Source organism: Sandarakinorhabdus oryzae, assembly GCF_009733735.1.
Lineage (GTDB): Bacteria > Pseudomonadota > Alphaproteobacteria > Sphingomonadales > Sphingomonadaceae > Sandarakinorhabdus > Sandarakinorhabdus oryzae.
Window position 1 is genome coordinate 1 of record NZ_WNJP01000073.1, and the last position, 13,688, is coordinate 13,688.

The window sequence follows — 13,688 nt, forward strand, 5'->3', positions numbered from 1 at the left end:
GGCGGCGATGGCGGCGGCGATGACCCTCGCTCAGGCGGTGGCCGCCTTCGCGCTGTTCGCGCTCGCCTCGGCCGTGTTCCTGGCGCTCCACAGCGCGCAGACCCTGCGCGTGCTCGCCCGGCCCGACCGCCGCGGTCGCGACCTCGGGTTGTTCAACCTCACCAACACGATTCCGTCACTGATCATGCCGTGGCTCACGCTGGGCATGGTACCGCGCTTCGGCTTTTCCGGGCTGTTCGTGGCGTTGGCCGGCCTGTGCCTGCTCGGCGCTCTCATCCTGGCGCGTCTGGCCCGCCGTGGCTGAGCCTTCGCCCTTGATTCGCCGGCGTTTCCATGCCAAATCTTGAGAACGTTCACACGGATAAGAGACCGGTCGGTGCAAGACCGCAAGCAGCGGCAACACGGTTCCGGGGGGCAGGGGAGTGGTGATGGTGAAGGCGCGGTGGCTGATCAGCCTCGTCCTGCTGGCAAGCAGCAATCTGGCAACATCCGCGCTGGCCGATCCGCAGGCCTGGCCGGCGACGCGCAGCCCAGCGGCGCTTACCGATCCCGTCACCGAAGCGCGCATCACGGCGATCATGCAGCGCATGACGCTGCGCCAGAAAATTGGCCAGATGATCCAGGGCGACATCACCTCGGTGAGGCCGAAGGATCTGAAGGCCTATCCGCTCGGCTCGATCCTGGCCGGCGGCAACAGTGGCCCCTATGGCAATGAACGCGCCGATGCGGCGACCTGGGCAAAGCTGGTTGGCGAATATCGCGCCGCGTCGGGCAAGGCCGGCGCCGGCATCCCGATCCTGTTCGGCGTCGACGCCGTGCACGGCCACAGCAACGTGCCGGGCGCCACCATCTTTCCGCACAATATCGGGCTGGGCGCCGCGCATGATCCCGATCTGATCACCCGCATCGGGGCCGCCACCGCCGCCGAACTGTCGGGCAGCGGCATTGACTGGACCTTCGCGCCGACGCTCGCCATGCCGCAGGATCTGCGCTGGGGCCGCAGCTATGAAGGCTATAGCGCCGATCCCGCCATCGTCAGCGCCTATGGCCGGGCGATGACGCTGGGCCTGCAGGGCGCACTCGGCGCAGGCCAGGCGTTGCCGAAGGACAAGGTCGCGGCCACCGCCAAGCATTTCATCGCCGATGGCGGCACCGAAGGCGGCAAGGACCAGGGCGACGCCGTCATCAGCGAGGCCGATCTGGTGGCCAGGCACGCCGCCGGCTATGTCCCGGCGATCGAGGCCGGCGCGCTTTCGGTGATGGCCAGTTTCTCCAGCTGGAACGGCACCAAGGCGCACGGCAATCATTATCTGCTCACCGACGTGCTGAAAGGCCGGATGGGCTTTGCCGGGCTGGTGGTGGGCGACTGGAACGGCCACGGCCAGTTGCCGGGCTGCACTGTCACCGATTGCCCGCTCACCTTCAACGCCGGGCTCGATCTCGCCATGGCGCCCGACAGCTGGAAGGGCCTGTTTGATTCGACCGTGCGCCATGTCCAGCGCGGCGCCATCCCGATGGCGCGCGTCGATGACGCCGTGCGCCGCATCCTGCGCGTCAAGGCCAAGCTGGGCCTGCTCGACACGCCGCCGGTCGAGCGCACGGACCTCAAGCAGATCGGCGCGCCGGCGCATCTCGCCGTGGCCCGCGAAGCGGTGGCCAAATCGCTGGTGCTGCTGAAGAACAATGGCGGCGTGCTGCCGGTGCGGCCCGGCGCGCGCGTGCTGATCACCGGGCCCGGCGCCGACGACATGGCGATGCAGACCGGCGGCTGGACCATCACCTGGCAGGGCACCGACACCAGCCCGGCCGATTTCCCCAAGGGCAACACCATCGGCCGCGCCATCGCGGCGGCGGTGAAGGCGGCCGGCGGCGATGCCGTGATCGCCGCCGACGCGACCAGCGCCAACGCGCCCGATGTCGCCATCGTCGTCTATGGCGAGCAGCCCTATGCCGAGTTCCAGGGTGATGTGCCCGACCTTGCCTTCCGCGCGCTGTCGGGCGAGGACGCGCTGATTGCCCGATTGAAGGCGAAAGGCGTCAAGATCGTCTCCGTCTTCCTGTCGGGCCGGCCGTTGTTCGTGCCGCAACTGATGAACGCGTCTGATGCCTTTGTCGCCGCCTGGCTGCCGGGCTCGCAGGGCGAGGGCGTGGCCGACGTGCTGGTGGCCGGCCGCGATGGCAAGCCGGCGCGCGATTTCACCGGGCGCCTGCCCTTCGCCTGGCCCGACGATGCCCGCTCGCCAGTGAAGCAGCCGCTGTTCCCGGTCGGCTATGGCCTCGATTACAAGGCGCTGGTGACCGTTGGCCCGGCCAACACCGATCCGCGCGCCGATCTGGCCGCGCTGGCCAATGAAGACCGTTACCTGGTGCGCGGCAAGGTGCCGAGCCCGTGGCGGCTGGGGCTGGACAGCAGTGTGACCGCGCGCGCCGTCGATCTGTCGGCGCAGGAAGATGCCCGCGAGTTCCGCTGGAACGGGCCCGGCGCCATTGCCATTGATGGCCCGCCGGTCGCCCTCACCCGCCAGTCCAACGGCGATATCTCGCTGATGCTGGATTGGCGCATCGATGCGGCACCGGCCGGGACGGTGACGCTGGCGCTGGGCGGCGGTGTGCTCGATATTTCGGGCGCCGTGCGGGCTGGCGTTGGCAGCATCACCACGCTCACCATTCCGCTCAAATGCTTTGCGGCGGCCGGCGGCGATCTCGCCCATGTCGGCACCGCTTTGCGCTTGGCGGCGCCGCGCGGTTTTGCCATCACTTTGCGCACCGCCCGATTGGGCCAGCTCATTCCGATGCCGGCCTGCCCGCCAACAGCGCACTGACGACCTGAACGGAGATCGAAATGGCCCCATCCGGATCGGCAAGCGCGGCGCCCGCAACGGGCAACCATATCGACGCGCCGCGCCTGCAGCCGTTCGTGTTTGCGCTGTTCTTCATCTTCGGCGGCATCACCAGCCTCAACGACGTCATCATTCCCAAGCTGAAGGAGCTGTTCACCCTCAGCTACACCCAGGCCATGCTGGTGCAGGTCTGCTTCTTTGCCGCCTATGCGGTGATCGGCATTCCGGGGGCGCGACTGGTGCAGAAGGTGGGCTACATGCGCGGTGCCGTCGCGGGTCTGCTACTGATGATGACCGGCTGCCTGTTGTTCATCCCGGCCAGCCAGACCGCGGCCTATCCGCTGTTCCTGGCCGCGCTGTTCGTGCTGGCCAGCGGCGTGGTGATCGTCCAGGTCGTCGCCAATCCGCTGATCTCGCTGCTGGGCAAGCCGGAGACCACCCACAGCCGATTGACCTTCGCCCAGGCCTTCAACTCGCTGGGCACGACGATCTTTCCCTATTTCGGCGCCATCCTGATCCTCGGCACGCTCGCCACCCAGTCGGCCGGGCAGCTGACCGGCGCTGCGCTCGACGCCTATCGCACCGCGGAAAGCCAGGCGATCGTGAATGGCTATATCGGCCTTGCGGTGGCGTTGGCCGTGGTGGCCAGCGTCGTCTGGCTGTTCCGCAACAGCCTGGTGGGCGAGAAGCATGAAGCCAGCAGCGGCCTGGCCGGGCTCGATCTGCTCGGCCGGCCGCGCTTTGGCTTCGGGGCGCTGTGCATCTTCCTCTATGTCGGTGCTGAAGTGTCGATCGGTTCGCTGATCGTGTCGTGGCTCGGCCAGGCCCATGTCCTCGACCTGCACGGCGAAGCGGCGGGCAAGCTGATCGGGCTCTACTGGGGCGGCGCGATGGTCGGCCGCTTCCTCGGCTCGGCGCTGTTGCGGCTGGTGACGCCGGGCAAGCTGCTGGCGCTGGTGGCGGTGGGCGCCATCGTGTTGATCGGCGTCGCCACCCAGACCAGCGGGACGGTGGCCGGCTACAGCCTGCTGGCGGTCGGCCTGATGAATGCCATCATGTTCCCGACCATCTTCAGCCTGGCCTGCGAAGGGCTCGGCGGGCGCAGCGCCGATGGCTCGGGCATCATCAACGTCGCCATCGTCGGCGGCGCCGTGGTGCCGCTGTTCACCGGGCTGATCGTGGATGCCAGCGGCAGCATCGCCATCGGCCTGGCGCTGCCGGCGATCTGTTATGCGGTGATTGCCGGCTTTGGTCGCTTCACGCTGCGCGCTGCTTAAGACTTTGTCAGGATAATTGCTAACCAACGTCTTGGCGAATGGCACGAAAGGTGCCAATATCTGCAGGCGAGGGTTTCAAATTGCTCCGGCAGGTGAGCGCATGGGGATGCGTTTTTCCTTGGGTCCGGGGCCAAGGCAGCGGTGCGCCTGCAGGCGATCGCTGTCGGCGGCAATGCAGTCGGTTCCCTTGACACGATGAGTGGCGGCCATGGGCCACCCCCCATCGCGAGGCGTGTCAGGTGTAAGGGGACTGCGGGTCATGGCCAGCATCATCATCGCAGACGATCATCCCATCATGTTGTCGGGCATTGAATCCGTGCTCACCGGCGCGGGCCATGTCATCGCGGCGCGTGCCGGCACGGGTGAAGGCGCCCTGGCGGCCGGCGAGGGCGATCTTTTCCTGCTTGATCTGCGCATGCCCGGCGGCTCCGGGCTCGACGTGCTGCGCGCACTGCGCAAGCGCGGCGACCGGCGCCCGGTGATCCTGTTGACCAGCGCCATCGACACGCCGTCGCTGCGCGAGGCGCTCGCCCTCGATGTGTCGGGCCTGGTGCTGAAGGGCAGCACGCCGGCGCAACTGGTGCTGTGCATCGAACAGGTGCTGCGCGGCCAGCGCTGGATGGATCCCACCCTGTTCGATCAGGCGATGGCGGCCAGCGATCCAGCCAACCACGGCCCGCTCGGCCGGCTGTCGCAGCGCGAGCTGGCGATCGTGCGGCTGGTGGTCGAAGGCATGCGCAACCGCGACATCGGCCAGCGCCTGGGCATGACCGAAGGCAATGTGAAGGTCACGCTGCACCGTGTCTATGAGCGGCTGGGCGTTTCCAACCGGGTCGAGATGGCGATGCTGGCACGCGACCTGCTCGACGTGCCGCGCATCGCCGCCTGAGGCCCCTCAGCGCGCCGCCGGCGCAAACAGTTTCTGCACCTCGGGGCTTTCTTCCACCGTCTGCACCATCGTGGGCGTCAGCTTCATGTCCGGCGCGGCCTTCTCGAAGGCATAGCCCAGCGCCAGCAGCCGCGCCTCGCTCCAGGCCGGGCCAATGAACGACAGGCCCACCGGCAGCCCACGCACGCCGCCCATCGGCACGGTGAGGTGGGGATAGCCCGCGACCGCCGCCAACCCGCCGGCGCCGCCGCCGGGCGACTGGTCGGCATTGACCGAATCGATGAACCAGGCCGGTGCCGTTGTCGGGGCCACCAGCACCTCCACGTGCGCGTCGGCGAGCATCTTGTCGATGCCCTCCTTGCCGGCCAGGCGCAGCGAGGTCTCGCGGGCCTTCAGATAATCGGGGTCGGTCAGGCCCTTGGTCTTTTCCGCCTGTTCGAACGTCTCCTGGCCAAACAGACCCATCTCGGCGGCGGCGTTGGCCTTGTTGAAGGCGATCAGGTCGGCCAGCGTGCGCGGCTTCACATTGGCCGGGGTGCTGGCCAGATAGGCCGCCATGTCGGCCTTCAGCTCGGTCAGCAGCACGGTGAATTCATTCGGCCCGATCTCGCGGCGGTTCGGCGCCGTGGTGATGTCGACCAGTTCCGCGCCCTGCGCCTTCAGCACCGCCAGCGCCGCTGCAAAACGGGCATCCACCCCGGCGTGCCAGCCGGTGGCCCAGCGCAGCACGCCGATGCGGGCGCCCATCAGCGCGTCGGGCTTCAGCGCGGTGACATAATCCTGCTTGCGCGCGTCGGCCTCTTTCGTCGCCGGATCGGCGGGGTCGCTGCCGGCCATGACGGTCAAGAGGCGCGCCGCGGTCAGCACGTCGCGCGTCATCGGGCCGGCCGTATCCTGGCTGTGGCTGATCGGCACGACGTGAGTGCGGCTGACCAGGCCGACGGTCGGCTTGATGCCGACGATGCCGTTCATCGCCGCCGGGCAGGTGATGCTGCCATCGGTCTCAGTACCGATCGCGGCATCGACCATCTGCGCCGCCACGGCCGCGCCGCTGCCCGACGACGAGCCGCAGGTGTTGCGCGACAGCGCGTGCGGGTTGCGGGTCTGGCCGCCAACCGCGCTCCAGCCCGAGATCGAGGCATCGGCGCGGATATTCGCCCATTCCGAAAGGTTGGTCTTGCCCACCGGAATCGCACCGGCGGCGCGCAGCCTGGCGAGGAAGGGTGCATCGCGGCCGGTCACATTGTCCTTCAGCGCCAGGCTGCCGGCGGTGGTGGGCAAGGGCCCGGCCATGTCGACATTGTCCTTCACCAGGATTGGCAGGCCATAAAGGGGCCCGCGCGCCTTGCGCTGGCGGTCAAGCGCCTTGGCCTGGTCCAGCGCGGTCGGGTCCACGGCGATCACGGCGTTGAGCTTGGGATTCAGCGCCTTGATGCGGGTGAGCGCGGCGGCGGTGTTGGCCTCAGCCACGCCGACGGGCTGCGCACAGGCCATCGCCGCCTGCAGCATCAACCCGCTCGCCACCAGCATCTTCGACCGTACCCGCATGATTTCCCCCTGTTGCCAATGTTTAACGCCCTGCTCTTGCCACCCGTGGCATGATTTGCAACTGCGGCACATTTCACTAGTCTATGCTGCACATGCGAAATGAGAGGGAACGCGGGCTTGCGAAGTGACAAAGTGGAGGGCGCTGGGCGGTGAATGCAGCCGGCCCATTCCCGGCTGATGCCGATCCCGCGGCCCGTCTGGCGGCGCTGGAACAGGCGCGCGCGGTTGCCGAAGCCGCCAACCAGGCCAAGACGCGCTTCCTGATGGGCCTCTCCCACGAGATTCGCACGCCCTTGAACGCCATTCACGGCTATGCCCAGTTGCTGGAACGCGGCGCCGCCATTGCGCCGGCCGAAGCCGGGCGCATCATCCGCCGCAGTTCCGAGCATCTGGCCGACCTCGTTGAAGGGCTGCTCGACATCAGCCGCATCGAATCGGGCGTGATGAAGCTGAACCGCGAGACGGTCGCCCTGCGCGCCCTGCTCGAACAGGTTGCCGCCATGTTCCGCATCGAGGCCGGCAACAAGGGCCTGGATTTCGTCTTTGCCGCCGCCCCCACCCTGCCGACCTGGGTGCTGGCCGATGAGCGCCGCCTGCGCCAGGTGCTGATCAACCTCTTGTCCAACGCCATCAAATATACCGAGACCGGCAGTGTGACACTCAATGTCCGCTATCGCTCGATGGTGGCGGAGTTCGAGATTGCCGATACCGGCATCGGCATCGCGCCAGAGGATGCCGAGCGCATCTTCCTGCCCTTTGATCGCGGTGGCGGCCGCGCGGCCGGCGTGGCGCCGGGCATTGGCCTCGGCCTCGCCCTGTCGCGCATGCTGGCGCAGATCATGGGCGGCGACATCTCGGTGAAGAGTGAGGCCGGCCAGGGCAGCCGCTTCATGCTGAAACTGCTGCTGCCGCAGCCCAACGCCACCCCGCCCGAAGAACAGGCGCGCGGGCTCCCGATTGGCTATGAAGGCCGCCGCCGCACCATCCTGGCCATCGACGATGACCCCGGCCAGCTGGCGCTGTGGCAGGAACTGCTGCGGCCGATCGGCTTCAACCTGTTTGTTGCGGGCTCCGGCGGCGCCGGTCTCTCATTGGCCGAGCTTGGTCGGCCCGATCTGGTGCTGCTCGACGTGTCGATGCCCGGCCTCAATGGCTGGGAAGTGGCGCGGCGGCTGCGGGAACGCTTCGGGCGCGAGATCATCATCCTGATGGTGTCGGGCAATGCCGCCGAACTGGTTGGCGTACCGGCCGGCGATGTCCATGATGGCTTCGTGCTCAAGCCGCTCGATCAGCAAATGCTGCTGGAGATGCTCGGCCGCCAGCTCGGCCTGATCTGGACCTATGAAGCCGGCCCAGCTCGCCCGGCGGCGCTGGCCCGGCTGCCCGACGCTGCCCGCGCCCATCTGGTCGAGCTGGCGCGGCTGGCCCGCACCGGCCATGTCCGCGGTCTGACGGGCGCGCTGGCTGCACTGGCCGACGCGGTGCCCGATGCCGGCCCGCTGGTGGCCCGCCTCACCGCCGCGCTTGACGAATATGATATAGCCGCCTTCCAGAAGCTGCTGGCCGAACAGCAGCCGGAAGCGGTTCCGGGGGAGAAGACGCCATGACCGACACCACGCACGCCACCATCCTGGTGGTCGATGATGCGCCGGACAGCCTGCGCTTCCTCACCGACACGCTGGAAGGCGAGGGCTATGCCGTGCGCATTGCCCGCGATGGCCAGGCCGCGCTCGACAGCCTGGCCGCCGAACTGCCCGACCTGGTGCTGATGGACGCGATGATGCCCGGCATCGACGGGTTCGAGACCACGCGGCGGATCAAGGCCGATCCGGCGCTGGCCTCCGTGCCGGTGATCTTCATGACCGGGCTGTCGGAAACCGAGAATGTCGTCGATGGCTTGGCTGCCGGCGGCGTCGATTATGTGAAGAAGCCGATCGTGCTGGCCGAACTGCTGGCGCGGCTGAAGGTGCATCTCGGCAATGCCCGCATCGCCGCCGGCGCCAAGGGGGCGCTCGATGCCAGCAACCGGCCGCTGGTGGCGCTGGATGGGGAAGGCCGCATCCTGTGGACGACGCCGAAGAGCGCCGGCATCCTGCTCACGCGTTTTGGCGCCGGCGTCGGCGATCGCCTGCCGCCGGCCCTGGCCGGCCAGTTGCAGCGTCTGGCCCAGGGTGAGGCACGGGTGAAGCAGGATTTCCCCGGCGGCCGGGTCGAATTCGCCGTGGTGGCGGTGAAGGGCGAGGAACGCCATTATCGTGTCACCGAAACGCTGGAAGGCGCCGACGAGAAATTGCTGGCCCAGCGCCACGCCCTGACCGAGCGCGAGGCCGAGGTGCTGCTGTGGATCAGCCGCGGCAAGGCCAACCGCGAGATTTCGGAAATCCTCGGCATTTCCCCGCGCACCGTGAACAAGCATCTCGAACAGATTTTCGAGAAGATGGGGATCGAGAACCGCGCCTCTGCCGCTGCCGCCGCCGTCAAGACGCTGGCGCACTGACGAGATCGGGCCGCACCAGCACCACCGCCCATTCATCGCCATAAATCCGCTTCCAGCCGGCCTTTTCGGCGACCGGCAGCAGGCGGTTGGTCGGGTGGACGAGCAGCCAGCCCACCTTGCGATCAGCCGTGGCGCGGGCGAAGGCGGCGACGTTGCCGTGCAGCACCTGCTCATATTCCAGCATATGGGCGTCGCCATACATGTCGGCGCGCCCGTCAACATAGGGGCGGATGCCGTTGAGGATCAGCACGCCGCCATAATCATAAAAGTTGATCACTGGCAGCGCCCGGATCGCCGGCGGCACGGCGGCCAGCGCGGTCATAGGGTTGGCGGTGTTGTCCTCCCGGTTCAGCGGGATGGCGATACGCGCGCCGATGCTGGCCAGCATCACCACCGCCGCCACCAGCACCGCCGGGCGCGCCCGCGGTGGCGTCGCCGGGGCCCAGCCCGGCCGAGACCGGATCGCGTCGAGCAGCACCAGGCTGGCGACCAGCACGAAGGGGGACAGGTGGCGGATATGCTGCACCGCCATCCACATCAGCCCGGCGAGCAGCAGCAAGCGCACCGCGCCAATGTGGCGATACAGCCGCGCCGCAGCAAACGTGACGATGGCAATGCTGGCCAGGTGAAGCACGTCGCGGCGCGGGTCCATCGGCCGCCATTCGCCGATGATGTGCAGCGCCGTCATCGAACTGACCTCGAACGGATAGGTCCAGGCGACCAGGCCCTGCGGGTTGATGAGGGTGACGGCGAGGCAGGCGAGGCCGAAGCCCAGCCATGACCGGAAGGCGCGGCCGCGATCCGGGCTCAGCAACAGCGCCTCCAGCCCGAAGGCACCGGCCAGGCCAAAGCCAAGGATCCAGCTGGCGTGCATGTTGACCCACAGGATCAGCAGCAGCAGGCTCCACCACGGCGGCACGCCATCGCGCCGCCGCGCGTCGATCAGCAGCGCCGTCCAGCCAGTGAGCAGGGCAAAGGCCAGCATGTGCGGCCTGATCAGCGTGGTCGGCGCCAGCGCAGCCGCAACGATGATCGTGGCAAGCAGCGCCCGCTGCGGCGCCAGGCTCTGGCCGGCGCGGATGGCGATGATGGTCAGCACCACGGCGAGCGTGGTCGCGGTCAGCAGCGCCAGCCCGGCCCAGCCGCCGGCCTGGTACATCAGCGCCATCAGCACTTCCGACAGCCATTCGTGCGTCACCCACGGCCGGCCGGCGGCGGGCCAGGAAAAGGGATCGACGCTGGGGATGGCGTGGCTGCGCAGGATCAATTGCCCGGTGGCAAGGTGCCAATTGGTGTCCTGATCGTTGAACAGGGCCGGGTTGAACAGGGTCGCCGCTGCCCAGATGGCGCCTGCGGCCGGCGCGATCAGCGCCGGCCAGCCGGGGCGGGAAGCGGGGGAAGTGTCGGTCACAGCATCGTCCTGCAGGGCCGCCAAGCGGCGGTGCGCAGCGATTGGTATGGCGCTTTGGCGCGCCCTGCAACTGGCGGGGCATATTGCACAAACAGCCATTTGGCAGGCGCGCCCTGGCCGGCTATGCCATGGCCATGATCATCGGCATCGATCTTGGCACCACCAACAGCGCGGCGGCATATTGGGCCGATGGCGAAGCGCGGCTGATCCCCAACCGGCTGGGCGAAACGCTCACCCCATCCGCGGTGGGCCTGGATGATGATGGCAAGCTGCTGGTCGGCCGCCCGGCGCGCGAGCGCATGGCCAGCCACGCCAACCTCACCGCCACCGCCTTCAAGCGCTACATGGGCACCCAGCACCGCATCACGCTCGGCAAGACGGATTATGGCGCCGAGGAACTCTCCGCCATGGTGCTCCGCAGCCTGAAGGAAGATGCCGAGGCGCATCTGGGCGCGGCGGTGACCGAAGCGGTGATCACCGTGCCGGCCTATTTCAACGACAAGCAGCGCAAGGCCACACGCCGGGCGGGGGAACTGGCCGGCTTCAAGGTGGAGCGGCTGATCAACGAGCCGACCGCGGCCGCGCTCGCCTATGGCATCCACCAGCTGGAAGGCGAGACACGCTTCCTGGTGTTCGATCTGGGCGGCGGCACATTTGACGTGTCGGTGCTGGAAATCTTCGAAGGCGTGATCGAGGTGCGCGCCTCCACGGGTGACAACCGGCTCGGCGGGGAGGATTTCAACGCCGTGCTGGCCGGGCTGATGGCCGCGTCCGACAAGGCGCTCGACAGCGCGGCCCGCAGCGATCGGCAGCTGGCCGCCAAGCTGAACGAAGCCGCCGAACGCGCCCGCCGAACGCTGACCAGCACCAGCGAGGCAGCGATGGAGCTGCAATGGCAGGGCCAGATGTGGCGGCACAATGTGTCTGCCGAACAGTTCGAGGCCGCGGCGGCACCGCTGCTGGACCGGCTGAAGACGCCGGTGCTGCGCGCCCTGCGCGATGCCGATATCGCGCCCGACAGCCTGTCGGAAATCATCCTGATCGGCGGCGCCACCCGCATGCCGGTGGTGCGCCGCACGGTTGCCCGCATGTTCGCGCGCTTCCCCAATTCCACCATCAACCCCGATGAAGCCGTGGCGCTGGGCGCGGCCGTGCAGGCCGGGCTGAAGGCGCGCGACGCGGCGCTGAAGGAGGTCGTGCTCACCGATGTCTGCCCCTATTCGCTGGGCGTGGACATTGCCGAGCGGTTGCCCGGCGGCGCCATCGAGACCGGGATTTTCTCCCCCATCATCGAACGCAACACCACGGTGCCGGTCAGCCGGGTCAATATCTACGAGACGATGCAGCCCAACCAGCGCGACATCGTGCTGGGCATCTACCAGGGCGAGGCGCGGCGGGTGGCGGAAAATGTGCGCATCGGCGAGTTGAAGGTGCCGATGCCGCGCGGACCGGCCGGCCAGCCGATCGAGGTGCGCTTTTCCTACGACATCAATGGCCTGCTCGAAGTCGATGTGAAGGTGCTTGCTACCTCCGAAGCGCACAATCTCGTCATTGCCGACCCGGAAGACCAGATCAGCCCGAAGGAGCTGGAGCGCCGCCGCGCCGCGCTGGCCGCGCTGAAACAGCACCCGCGCGATGCCGAGGCCAACCGCACCGCACTGGCCCGCGCCGAGCGGCTGTGGGAAAATGCCCTGGGCTTTGAACGTGACGAGATCGGCCGGCTGATCCATGGCTTCCAGGCCGCGCTCGCCACCCAGGATGTGCGCACCGCCGATCAGGCCCGCGAACAATTGATGGCCGCGCTCGACCAGCTCGAAGGACCGGGCTGGCTGTGAATCCGTGGCAGGTCCTGGGCCTGAAGCCCGGCGCCGATCGCGCCGAGATTCGCCGCGCCTATGCCCGCCTGCTGAAGTCCACCAACCCGGAAGATGATCCGGAAGGCTTCATGCAGCTGCGCGCGGCCCATGATGCGGCGCTGAACCAGCTGCAGTGGCGCCAGCAGTGGGGGGATGAGGAGGAGGCGGATGACGATGACGCGCCGGCGGTCGTCGATGTTGCCGAGCCGCCGCCGGCGGAGGATGCCCCGCCAGTGCCGGTCGAAGCACCCTGCGAAGACCCGCAGCTGGCGGCTGAACGGGATGATCTGCTCGACCGGCAGGAAGCACTGATTGCCGCTATCGCCGCCGGGCCGGACGGACAGCGCGCCGCCTTCTTGGCGCTGCTGGCGGCACCGGCGCTGGATGGCGTCGCCGCCCGCGCCGGTGTCGAGAACTGGCTGGCCGGGCTGATCGCCAGCAGCCTGCCAGCCAGCGACCCGCTGGTGGTGCCGGCAATCGACCAGTTCGGCTGGGAGGACCTGCCGCGCGACCGCACCCCGCCCAGCATCGCCGCGCTGCTGCGCCGGCGCGAGGAAGGCGAGTTTGTCGCCCGCATCGCCCGACCGCATGCCGAATTGCACATCGGCTACATGGCGCTCACGAAACCGCCGGGGCCGCGCTGGCTGCTCAAATTGGGCGCACTGTTCTCGGCCGCGCCTGCGCAGACGCGCGCCATCCTGGGCCTGGCGGACGGGCCGATGCCCGGCATCCTCGACTGGCTTGATGGCGAGGCGGTGGCGGCCTGGCGGGACTGGCACAGCCAGGCCCGACTGCGGCTGTGGATGATCTTCACCATGCTGCCGCTGGCGGCGGTGGTGCTGGTCGGGCTGCTCGAGGCGTCGGGCTGGCCGGAGCCGGTGCAGCGTGTCGTCGGCCTGTTGGCCTGGGCGGCGCCGTTGGGGCTGCTCGCCGTGCTGCGCGGCCGGCAACGGCTGCAGGATGATTGGGACCGGCCGGAATGGCATTATTCGCACTGGCCGCTGGCGGTGGTCGCGCTGCCACTGCTGGCGGCGTTGTGGCCGGCGGTGCCAGCGCTGACTCCGCTGTTTCTGCTGCCGGTGCTGGCGGCGATCGTGTGGATGCTGCTGGTGATCGACCGGCTGGAGCCGCCATCGTGGCGCGAATTCTTCCCCGGCCTGATCCGCAGCCAGCCGGCCTGGCTGTTCCTGCTGCTGCTGATCGGCGGCAATGGCGATGATGCCAGCGCGCCCGTGCGGGTGCTGGCCTGTGCGGCGCTGGCCGGGGCGTGGTGGCAGGCCGGCGATGCCCTGGCCTGGATGGCCGAGCGCTTTTTGGGCGCGCGCGCCGTGTGGCTGCCGGTGGCGGAAGCGGCCGGGGTGGGTTCGCTG

Annotated in this window: 8 protein-coding genes and 2 pseudogenes; 8 read left to right on the top strand and 2 right to left on the bottom strand. The window is 68.5% G+C overall.

Translation table 11 applies throughout. The features are described 5' to 3' along the window. The 4 genes and pseudogenes from GJ693_RS08790 to GJ693_RS08805 form a co-directional block, all read left to right on the top strand. Positions 1-304: pseudogene (locus GJ693_RS08790) on the top strand (MFS transporter); the annotation flags it as partial. Positions 305-428: 124 nt separating this feature from the next. Beyond that, entirely contained in the window at positions 429-2,822 is a 2,394-nt protein-coding gene (locus tag GJ693_RS08795) for a glycoside hydrolase family 3 protein (protein ID WP_156255937.1), read from the top strand. 20 nt (positions 2,823-2,842) lie between these two features. Continuing rightward, positions 2,843-4,117 carry a sugar MFS transporter gene (locus tag GJ693_RS08800; RefSeq protein WP_156255938.1) on the top strand — a complete coding sequence of 425 codons (1,275 nt, stop codon included), beginning with the start codon at positions 2,843-2,845 and terminating at the stop codon, positions 4,115-4,117. Between the two features lie 259 nt (positions 4,118-4,376). Continuing rightward, positions 4,377-5,006 (top strand): response regulator, encoded by a 630-nt coding sequence (locus tag GJ693_RS08805; protein WP_156255939.1) that lies wholly within the window; start codon positions 4,377-4,379, stop codon positions 5,004-5,006. 6 nt (positions 5,007-5,012) lie between these two features. Here the strand turns inward: GJ693_RS08805 and GJ693_RS08810 are convergent, their stop codons facing one another. Beyond that, on the bottom strand, positions 5,013-6,554 hold the full coding sequence (locus GJ693_RS08810) for an amidase (RefSeq protein ID WP_156255940.1): 1,542 nt from the start codon (positions 6,552-6,554) through the stop codon (positions 5,013-5,015). Positions 6,555-6,703: 149 nt separating this feature from the next. Between GJ693_RS08810 and GJ693_RS08815 the strand changes: the two genes are divergently transcribed. Both GJ693_RS08815 and GJ693_RS08820 read left to right on the top strand, forming a co-directional pair. Next, the gene (locus GJ693_RS08815) at positions 6,704-8,161 is read left to right on the top strand and encodes a hybrid sensor histidine kinase/response regulator (RefSeq protein ID WP_156255941.1); all 1,458 of its coding nucleotides are present in this window, start codon (positions 6,704-6,706) and stop codon (positions 8,159-8,161) included. Beyond that, positions 8,158-9,051: a response regulator gene (locus tag GJ693_RS08820; protein ID WP_156255942.1), complete on the top strand. Its 894-nt coding sequence runs from the start codon at positions 8,158-8,160 to the stop codon at positions 9,049-9,051. The genes GJ693_RS08815 and GJ693_RS08820 overlap by 4 nt, the downstream gene beginning before the upstream one ends. On the opposite strand, the gene GJ693_RS08825 is transcribed toward GJ693_RS08820, so the two are convergent. Further along, positions 9,032-10,462, bottom strand: coding sequence for a hypothetical protein (locus GJ693_RS08825; RefSeq protein ID WP_156255943.1), 1,431 nt, complete (start codon positions 10,460-10,462; stop codon positions 9,032-9,034). The genes GJ693_RS08820 and GJ693_RS08825 overlap by 20 nt on opposite strands. A gap of 128 nt (positions 10,463-10,590) precedes the next feature. Here GJ693_RS08825 and GJ693_RS08830 point away from each other — a divergent pair, with 128 nt between their 5' ends. Continuing rightward, a complete protein-coding gene (locus GJ693_RS08830; protein ID WP_235902759.1) occupies positions 10,591-12,297 on the top strand; it encodes an Hsp70 family protein in 1,707 nt (568 codons plus the stop codon). Beyond that, positions 12,294-13,688, top strand: a pseudogene (locus GJ693_RS08835) (hypothetical protein); the annotation flags it as partial. The gene GJ693_RS08830 and the pseudogene GJ693_RS08835, both read left to right, overlap by 4 nt.

Bases quoted from the DNA above. Each gene is read 5' to 3' on its own strand.
- GJ693_RS08805 (WP_156255939.1), top strand. From the start codon at position 4,377: ATGGCCAGCATCATCATCGCAGACGATCATCCCATCATGTTGTCGGGC.
- GJ693_RS08810 (WP_156255940.1), bottom strand. From the start codon at position 6,554: ATGCGGGTACGGTCGAAGATGCTGGTGGCGAGCGGGTTGATGCTGCAG.
- GJ693_RS08830 (WP_235902759.1), top strand. From the start codon at position 10,591: ATGGCCATGATCATCGGCATCGATCTTGGCACCACCAACAGCGCGGCG.
- GJ693_RS08795 (WP_156255937.1), top strand. From the start codon at position 429: ATGGTGAAGGCGCGGTGGCTGATCAGCCTCGTCCTGCTGGCAAGCAGC.
- GJ693_RS08820 (WP_156255942.1), top strand. From the start codon at position 8,158: ATGACCGACACCACGCACGCCACCATCCTGGTGGTCGATGATGCGCCG.
- GJ693_RS08800 (WP_156255938.1), top strand. From the start codon at position 2,843: ATGGCCCCATCCGGATCGGCAAGCGCGGCGCCCGCAACGGGCAACCAT.